Consider the following 8,180-nt stretch of genomic DNA (forward strand, 5'->3'; position numbering starts at 1 on the left):
AACCTAAATCTAATTTACCAATTGCCTTGACGCACTGTCTTTAAAATAGATTTCAAATTTTGCTCCTTGGGTATTACTTTGCTTTAAAGTTCCATGTAATTGTTTTACCAATCTATTCACCAATCGTAACCCTAAACTTTTGGCTTTCTTTACATCAAAATTATTTGACAAACCAGGACCATTGTCTTCGATAATTAATTTATAATTGTCTTCTTTTGCTTTTTCTATAGATATTGATAAACTGTTATCAGCATCATTTCTAAAAGCGTATTTGTATGAATTTGTAATAATTTCATTAATGATTAAACCTAAAGGAATTGCAGTATCTACATCAAATTTAATATCTTTTGAATCTACCAAAGTTGCTACTTTTTTATCTGAAGAATACATTGACGATAGTTCTCGAATTAAAAGTTTGATATATTCATCAAAATCAATCAACCCAGATTCTTCTTGATATAACTTTTGATGGATTAATGCCATAGATTTTACTCTATTTTTTCCTTCATTTGCTAATTCTAAGGCTTTTTCATCTTCTATTCCTTTGGTTTGTAATTCTAATAAACTAGAAACTATCTGAAAATTATTCTTTACTCTATGATGCACTTCTTTTACCAATAATTCTTTTTCTTGAAGCGCTTTTGCAATGATTTTATTTTTATCAGAAAGTTGTTTCGATTGCTTTTTTATTTTTCTTAAAACTAATAGACTAATTACAAATAAGATAAAAGCAAGAATAGCGATAACACCATACAAAGTTGTTTTTTCTTTTTCGTGCTTAATTTCTAATTCTTTCTTTTTTACTGCTTGTTCTGTTTTGTAATTTGCCAATGACTTTGACAAATCTTGAGAATAAATTTTTCTAGTGATTTGAATTGCTTCATCTTTATAATTCAATGCTAAATTAGTATAAGCATTTTTAGCTAATGCTCTAGAACTCTCGTTAATTAATTGATAAAAATCATTTGGATTCAAATCCTTTCCTAATTTTTTAAATTTTGACGTTAATTCTGGTACAGTTGTAACATTAAATTTTTTAAGGATATCATTTTTAATAGTTGAATTCTTATCTAACCTTGATATAATTTTAGCATAAAGAGAATAGGTATGGATTCTTGTTGATGGATTCTCATAAAGAATATTAATTAGTTTTATTACCCTATCATTATGTCCGCCTTTGTATGCATATGCGTCTATTAAGTGCTCAATAATGCTGTAATAATAATTGGTATGTATTGGCAACTCTTCTTCGAGTGCTAAACTCTTCTCACTAACATCAATATATTCTTGGAGTTTTCCTTCAAGAAGTAAAAAATCTGTTAAGTGATATAAGAATATAATTTGTAATTCTTTGTCATTTAGTTTTTTTGCAATTTCTAAACTATTAGCAATAAGTGCTTTCCCTTTTTTAACATCTTGTTCAATAAGGTACATTACCACAGGATGTGTTCTAATCTTTGTTTTAATTTTTAGAACCTCTGGGTTTTTATCATCAAATTGATTTATATAGTTTTCTAAATCTTTCTGAATTGCTGAAGCTTCATCCAAGCCAACTTCATCTCTTAACTTAGAAACTTGAGTCCATTTAATTTCTGCGTAATCTAAATTGATTGTTTTACTAGAAGGTACTTTTATCTCTTGATCAATAAAATCTGAAATCTTTATATATTTTACAGATTGACGATTTCCTAATCTTGAAATGAAAGTATAATATTCTTTGTAAGAAAGGTTTTCTTTTTTAATAAACCTATTTAACGTGTTCTTGTAAGATGTTTCTGAGATAGAATCTAAAAAATAACGAGCAGAATCTATTTTTTTTTCTAAAACAAATTTTTCAACCTTATGAGAATAGTAATTTTTAGATGCATTTTGCCCATAGATATTTACTACAAGAAAACACATAAAGGTGAATATATATAACCTCATTATTAAGAATTTGTTAGAAGATAAAACTACACAAATAATTTTTATATAAAGAAGATAATGCTCTAAAAAAGAAAAACGCTCAAACAAAATATGTTTGAGCGTTTTTTATTTTCTTATCAGCTATTCTTAAGCTTCAAAAGGGGTAACAGATACATAAGATTTGTTATCTCTCTTTTTTCTAAACTCAACAATTCCATCAACTTTAGCGTGTAAAGTATGATCTTTACCCATATAAACGTTTTCTCCTGGATTGTGAGCAGTTCCTCTTTGACGAACAATAATATTTCCTGCAATTGCAGCTTGTCCTCCAAATATTTTTACTCCTAGTCGTTTCGATTCTGATTCTCTACCATTCTTCGAACTACCTACTCCTTTTTTATGTGCCATGATACTATGGTTTTAAAATTGAAATTTTTATTTAGTTAAAGCTTCAATTAATTCTGCTTTCTTTAAAGAAGTATACCCTTTGATACCTGCTTCTTTTGCAGCAGCTTTTAATTCAGCAACAGTCATAGAACTATAATCTGTTGTTGCAGCTTCTTTTACCTCAGCTTTTGGAGCAGCTTCCTTTTTAGGAGCAGCTTCTTTTTTTGCTGATTTTTTTGCACCACTTCCAGCAATAGATTCTATTTGAATCTCGCTTAAAGCTTGTCTGTGTCCATTTTTCTTTCTGTAACCTTTTCTTCTTTTCTTTTTAAAGACGATTACTTTATCACCTTGTAAGTGACTTAGGATTTTTGCCGTTACTGCGGCTCCTTCTATAGCTGGGGCGCCAATAGTTACACTACCTTTATCTTCAGTTAAAAGAACGTTATCAAAAGTTACTTTTGATCCTTCTTCGCCCTGTAAACGGTGTACGTATACTTTTTGGTCTTTTGCTACTTTAAACTGCTGCCCTGCTATCTCTACGATTGCGTACATACTATTTGTTTTGCGTATTTATACTTATTAATTGCATTAACTTGCTGAAAATGCGGATGCAAATATACATCTTTTTTGCTTTTTAGCAACACTGTTCTTAAAAAAATAATTACAGTACAATCTTGCCTAACAAATAGTATTTTATCATTGTTTTTGTATTGAGTTTCTTATTTTTGAATAAAATAAAATTGCTTGACTAATTATTGTAACAAATTCAATAAGAATGCGTCAAACAAAAACATTAATAATTAATAAAATTAAAAACCTAATGAAGAAAAGTATTTTATCTCTTGCTTCACTTTTTTTAGTTGCATTTTCTGGAAATGCACAAAAAGTTGAGTTTGAAGAGTATGATTTAAACAATGGTATGCACGTAATTTTGCACCAAGACAATTCTGCACCAGTAATAATAACATCTGTGATGTATGGTGTTGGAGGTAAAGATGGTAGTAGAGAAAGAACAGGGTTTGCTCATTTTTTTGAACACCTTTTATTTGAAGGAACAAAAAACATTGAAAAAGGAGAATGGTTTAAAATTGTTTCTTCTAATGGTGGAAGAAATAACGCCAACACTACTCAAGATAGAACTTATTACTATGAAATTTTTCCATCAAATAAATTAGAACTAGGACTCTGGATGGAATCTGAAAGAATGTTACATCCTATTATTAAACAAGATGGTGTAGATACTCAAAATGAAGTTGTTAAAGAAGAAAAAAGAAATAATTACGATAATAGAGCATATTCAAATATTTTAAATTCTATTAGTAAAAACTTATTTAAAGTACATCCTTACAAAGATCCGAACATAGGATATATGGATGATTTGGATGCAGCTACTTTAGATGAATTTTTAGCATTTAATAAAAAATACTATGTGCCCAATAATGCAACTTTAGTAGTTGCAGGAGATATTGATATCTCTAAAACTAAAAAAATGATTCAAGACTATTTTGGCCCAATTCCTAAAGGGGCAGAAGTTGTTAGAGAATTTCCAAAAGAAGCTCCAATAACTAAAGAGTTTAGAGCAAAAGCTTATGATAAGAATATTCAAATTCCTGCGATAATAGCTGCTTATAGAACCCCATCTTTTAAGTCTAGAGATGCTAGAGTTTTAAATATGATTTCTTCATATTTAAGTAGAGGTAAAAGTTCTATTTTGTATAAAAAAATGGTGGATACCAAAAAAATGGCTTTAGGTGTACAAGCTGTTAACATCTCTCAGCAAGATTATGGTATTTACGCACTATTTGCTCTTCCTTTAGGCGAGGTATCATTAGATGATTTGGTAACAGAAATGGATGAAGAGATAGCAAAAATTCAAAAAGATTTAATTTCTGAAAAAGCATTTATGAAGCTTCAAAACCAATTCGAAAATAACTTTGTGAATTCAAACTCGAGTGTTACAGGTATTGCAAACTCATTGGCAAGATATCATGTAATGTATGGAGATACAAACTTAATTAATTCTGAAATAGAGATTTATAGATCTATTACAAGAGAAGAAATTAAAGAGGTTGCTAATAAGTATTTACAAACCAACCAAAGATTAATTTTAGAGTATTTACCAAAGAAAAAATAGGAAAGACATTATATTATGAAAACAAAAATATTATTATTTATTACAGTATTAACAATGTCTTTTGTAGCTAATGCTCAAATAGACAGAAGCAAAATGCCTAAACCAGGACCAGATCCTGTAATTAAACTAAAAAAGACACGAAAGTTTACTTTAAAAAATGGTTTAACAGTTATTATGGTAGAAAACCATAAATTACCACGTGTATCTGCTAGCTTAACTATTGATAATAAACCTTATGTAGAAGGTGACAAAGCAGGTGTATCTAGTTTAATGGGAAGCTTATTAGGTAGAGGAACATCTAACATTACTAAAGATGAGTTTAATGAGAAAGTAGATTTTATTGGTGCAAGTATAAACTTTTTTAGTTCTGGAGCTAGTGCTAGATCTTTATCTAGATATTTTCCTGAAGTTCTAAAGTTAATGGCTGATGGTGTAAAAAACTCTGAATTTACCAAAGAGGAATTTGAGAAAGAAGTTAAAGTGACTTTAGAAAACTTAAAATCTGGAGAAAAAGATGCTTCAACAATTGCAAGAAGAGTGGAAAGTGTTTTAAATTATGGAAAAAACCATCCATATGGAGAATTTACAACTAAAGAAACTGTGAATAATATCTCACTAGAAGATGTTGAAAACAATTACAAAACATACTATAGACCAAATAATGCATACTTAGTTATTATTGGAGATATCAATCCAAGGAAAACAAAAAAACTCGTAAAAAAACTTTTTGGAAATTGGGAAAAAGGTAACATTCCAAATAATGAAATTACTAAACCAACAAATGTAGATCATACAGAAATTAACTTTGTTAATATGCCTAACGCAGTTCAGTCTGAAATTACTGTAATTAATAATATCAATTTAAAAGTTGGTGACAAAGATTATTATGCTGCATTACTTGCCAATAAAATACTAGGTGGAGGAGGTTCTGCAAGACTATTTAACAATTTAAGAGAAGATAAAGGATATACTTATGGTTCTTATTCTAGTATTAGAGCAAATAGATATGCAGCCTCATTTAGAGCAAATGCAAGTGTAAGAAATATGGTAACAGATAGTTCTGTAGTAGAAATTTTAAAAGAAGTAAATAAAATCCGTTACAAAGGAGTAACCAAAGAAGAACTTAAAAATGCAAAAGAAGAATATATAGGTGGTTTTGTAATGGATGTTCAAAAACCTAATACAGCTGCAAGTTTTGCTTTAAACATTGCACGTTTTAATCTACCAGATGATTATTATGAAAACTACATTAAAAACATAAATTCAGTTACTTTAGAAGATGTAAAAAAAGCATCGCTTAAATACTTTAAAGGCGATAAAGCTAGAGTTATAATTACTGGAAAAGGGAATGATGTTCTAGACAATCTTGAAAAAGTAGGTTACCCAATAAATTACTTTGATAAAGAAGGAAATCCTACAGAAAAACCAGAAATGACAATACCAATTCCTAAAGGATTGACAGCAACTAAAGTAATAAACAAATATATTGATGCTATTGGTGGTAAAGACAAAATTATGGAAGTAAATTCTATTTTTATGGTTGCAAACGCAACGATACAAGGTACTCCATTAGTATTAACTTCTAAGTCTGCGCTACCTAATAAGTCTTCTCAAGTAGTTTCTGTAATGGGACAAGTTTTTCAAAAATCTGTTTTTGATGGTAAAAAAGGTTATACAGAAGCCCGAGGTCAAAGAAAAGATATGGCTGGTAAGGAATTAGAAACTGCAAGAGCAAAAACATCACTTTTTGAAGATTTAGGATACACAGATGGAAAACTATTAAGAGTTGAACCTATTGATGGTAAAAAGGCTATTGTTTTACAACATATGGATAAAGAAATCTTTTACGATTTGAATTCTGGATTAAAAATCAAGGAAGTTAAAACTGTAAAATTAGCCAATGGAAAAGAAATGAAAATGCCAACAATATTCTCTGATTATAAAGAGGTTAATGGAGTGAAATTCCCTTACAAGATAGATCAGAAAAACGGACCAATGATGTTAAATTTTGTTGTTAAAGAACTTAAAATTAACGAAGGTGTTACTGATAAAGATTTTGAATAATCTTAAGATTTTATAAACTTTATAAAAAGAGTCAAAACATAATGTTTTGACTCTTTTTTATTTTTTCTATTTACTAGATACACTCCAAAAAGAATTAGAACTGCTGCTAAAATCTGAACTAAACTTAGTGTTTCACCATCTAAAACTCCCCAAAAAATAGCAACAATTGGTATTAAATAAGTAACCGATGATGCAAAAACTGGAGTAGATATATGTACCATTTTATTGTACAATACTTTAGCTAAACCTGTTCCAAAAACAGCCAAAACAGCAATCCAAATTAGAGAATTTAACTCTGTTTCAGTTCCTGAAAATGTGGAGAAGAATCCTGTAAAAAACAAAATGATAAAAGCAGGAATAATCAACAATAAAAAGTTACCAGTTGTAATTGCTATAGCATCTAAATCTGATAAATATTTCTTTACCATATTTACATTTAGTGCATATCCTATTGATGCAATAACAATAAGCAAAGAATACCAATAATTTTGGTTAGGGTTTAAGTCTGCACCTTCTAAAATCAGCACAAGCGTACCTATTAAACCTACTAAAATTCCTATTAATTGGTTTCTTTTAAATGCAATACCAAAAACCCAAAAGCCAAGTAATAATGTATTAAATGGAGTTAAAGAATTTAAAATAGAAGCAATTGAACTATCAATATGGTCAACTGCAAATGCGAATAAAAAAACAGGAAAAAGTGTACCAGTTAAAGCAGTATAGCAAATAAATTTCCAATGCTTTTTTTGTATTTTTTTTAGTGATGAAAAACCAATCATTAACATAAAAATTGCCGTAAAAAGCATTCGTAAAGCACCTAATTGAACAGGATTTACCCCCAACAAAGATTTCTTCATTAAAATAAATGAACTCCCCCAAACAATCGAAAGTATAATTAGATACAGCCACTTCTGTTGATGATTATTCATGATGGAGTTAAATTTTAGGCGAAATTGCGATAATTCTGCAGAAGTGTAGTCTTTTATTAATAAATTTGTACAATATTTTAATAATTTATTCTGATGAAAATAAAAAACATATTTCTATCTGCTATCATTACTTGTTTTGTAGTGGTTGGATGTAAAAAAGGAGAAAATAAAAAAGCCTTACCTGTACAAAAAGAAAATGTTTCTTTGGCAATTTCTGGTATGACTTGTGAAATTGGTTGTGCAAAAACTATAGAATCTAAATTATCTAAAAAAGAAGGTGTTTTAGATGCAAAGGTTGTTTTTAAAGACAGTATTGCTACTGTTGAATTTGATGCCAATAAAACTTCAAAAAAAGATTTAATTGCTTTTGTTGACGGAATTGCTGGTGGCGAATTGTATAAAGCTTCTGTTGCTTCAGAAAAAGAAGCACATACTTGTACAGAAAACTGTAAAGAAAATTGCAAAATGAAAATGAAAGCAGAAAAAAGCAAATGCTGTACCAAAGATAGCGATGGTAAAATGGTCTGTTTAGAAGATTGTAAAATGGCTTGTTGCGCAGATAAGAAGTCATAATTAAAATAAAATTATAAAGAAAGGAGTCTAATTAGTAGTCATGGTCGGAAGAAATTCTGGCCATTTTTTTAGGTTTCAAAATGGTCTAAATTTCCTTCACATTTTAGAACTATCAAGGCAATAGCTAAATTTCTGAGTTCCATTTTAAATCTTCTTTTAGCGGTTTTATAGCTTATTTTGTTAGC

At 29.0% G+C, this 8,180-nt stretch carries 7 protein-coding genes; 3 read left to right on the forward strand and 4 right to left on the reverse strand.

From position 1 onward, the window contains the following. Positions 1-9: 9 nt before the first annotated feature. From FP421_RS01215 to rplU, 3 genes are all read right to left on the reverse strand, one after another. On the reverse strand, positions 10-1,902 hold the full coding sequence (locus FP421_RS01215) for a sensor histidine kinase (protein ID WP_159946789.1): 1,893 nt from the start codon (positions 1,900-1,902) through the stop codon (positions 10-12). A 150-nt stretch (positions 1,903-2,052) separates the two neighbouring features. Beyond that, entirely contained in the window at positions 2,053-2,313 is a 261-nt protein-coding gene (gene rpmA / locus FP421_RS01220) for a 50S ribosomal protein L27 (RefSeq protein ID WP_159946791.1), read from the reverse strand. 27 nt (positions 2,314-2,340) lie between these two features. Next, entirely contained in the window at positions 2,341-2,847 is a 507-nt protein-coding gene (gene rplU / locus FP421_RS01225) for a 50S ribosomal protein L21 (RefSeq protein WP_159946793.1), read from the reverse strand. A gap of 268 nt (positions 2,848-3,115) precedes the next feature. On the opposite strand from rplU, the gene FP421_RS01230 reads away from it, so the two are divergent. Together FP421_RS01230 and FP421_RS01235 are read left to right on the forward strand one after the other, a co-directional pair. Next, on the forward strand, positions 3,116-4,429 hold the full coding sequence (locus FP421_RS01230; RefSeq protein WP_159946795.1) for a M16 family metallopeptidase: 1,314 nt from the start codon (positions 3,116-3,118) through the stop codon (positions 4,427-4,429). A gap of 15 nt (positions 4,430-4,444) precedes the next feature. Next, positions 4,445-6,493, forward strand: a complete 2,049-nt coding sequence (locus FP421_RS01235; RefSeq protein ID WP_159946797.1) for a M16 family metallopeptidase — start codon at positions 4,445-4,447, stop codon at positions 6,491-6,493. Positions 6,494-6,495: 2 nt separating this feature from the next. Here the strand turns inward: FP421_RS01235 and FP421_RS01240 are convergent, their stop codons facing one another. Beyond that, a complete protein-coding gene (locus tag FP421_RS01240) occupies positions 6,496-7,422 on the reverse strand; it encodes a DMT family transporter (protein ID WP_159946799.1) in 927 nt (308 codons plus the stop codon). Positions 7,423-7,515: 93 nt separating this feature from the next. Between FP421_RS01240 and FP421_RS01245 the strand changes: the two genes are divergently transcribed. Further along, the gene (locus FP421_RS01245; protein WP_159946801.1) at positions 7,516-7,995 is read left to right on the forward strand and encodes a cation transporter; all 480 of its coding nucleotides are present in this window, start codon (positions 7,516-7,518) and stop codon (positions 7,993-7,995) included. Positions 7,996-8,180: the final 185 nt, after the last annotated feature.

Origin of the sequence: Polaribacter septentrionalilitoris (assembly GCF_009832745.1) — a bacterium.
In the GTDB taxonomy this organism is placed as follows: Bacteria; Bacteroidota; Bacteroidia; order Flavobacteriales; family Flavobacteriaceae; genus Polaribacter; species Polaribacter septentrionalilitoris.

Bases quoted from the DNA above. Each gene is read 5' to 3' on its own strand.
- FP421_RS01215 (WP_159946789.1), bottom strand. From the start codon at position 1,902: ATGTGTTTTCTTGTAGTAAATATCTATGGGCAAAATGCATCTAAAAAT.
- FP421_RS01245 (WP_159946801.1), top strand. From the start codon at position 7,516: ATGAAAATAAAAAACATATTTCTATCTGCTATCATTACTTGTTTTGTA.
- rpmA (WP_159946791.1), bottom strand. From the start codon at position 2,313: ATGGCACATAAAAAAGGAGTAGGTAGTTCGAAGAATGGTAGAGAATCA.
- rplU (WP_159946793.1), bottom strand. From the start codon at position 2,847: ATGTACGCAATCGTAGAGATAGCAGGGCAGCAGTTTAAAGTAGCAAAA.
- FP421_RS01235 (WP_159946797.1), top strand. From the start codon at position 4,445: ATGAAAACAAAAATATTATTATTTATTACAGTATTAACAATGTCTTTT.
- FP421_RS01230 (WP_159946795.1), top strand. From the start codon at position 3,116: ATGAAGAAAAGTATTTTATCTCTTGCTTCACTTTTTTTAGTTGCATTT.
- FP421_RS01240 (WP_159946799.1), bottom strand. From the start codon at position 7,422: ATGAATAATCATCAACAGAAGTGGCTGTATCTAATTATACTTTCGATT.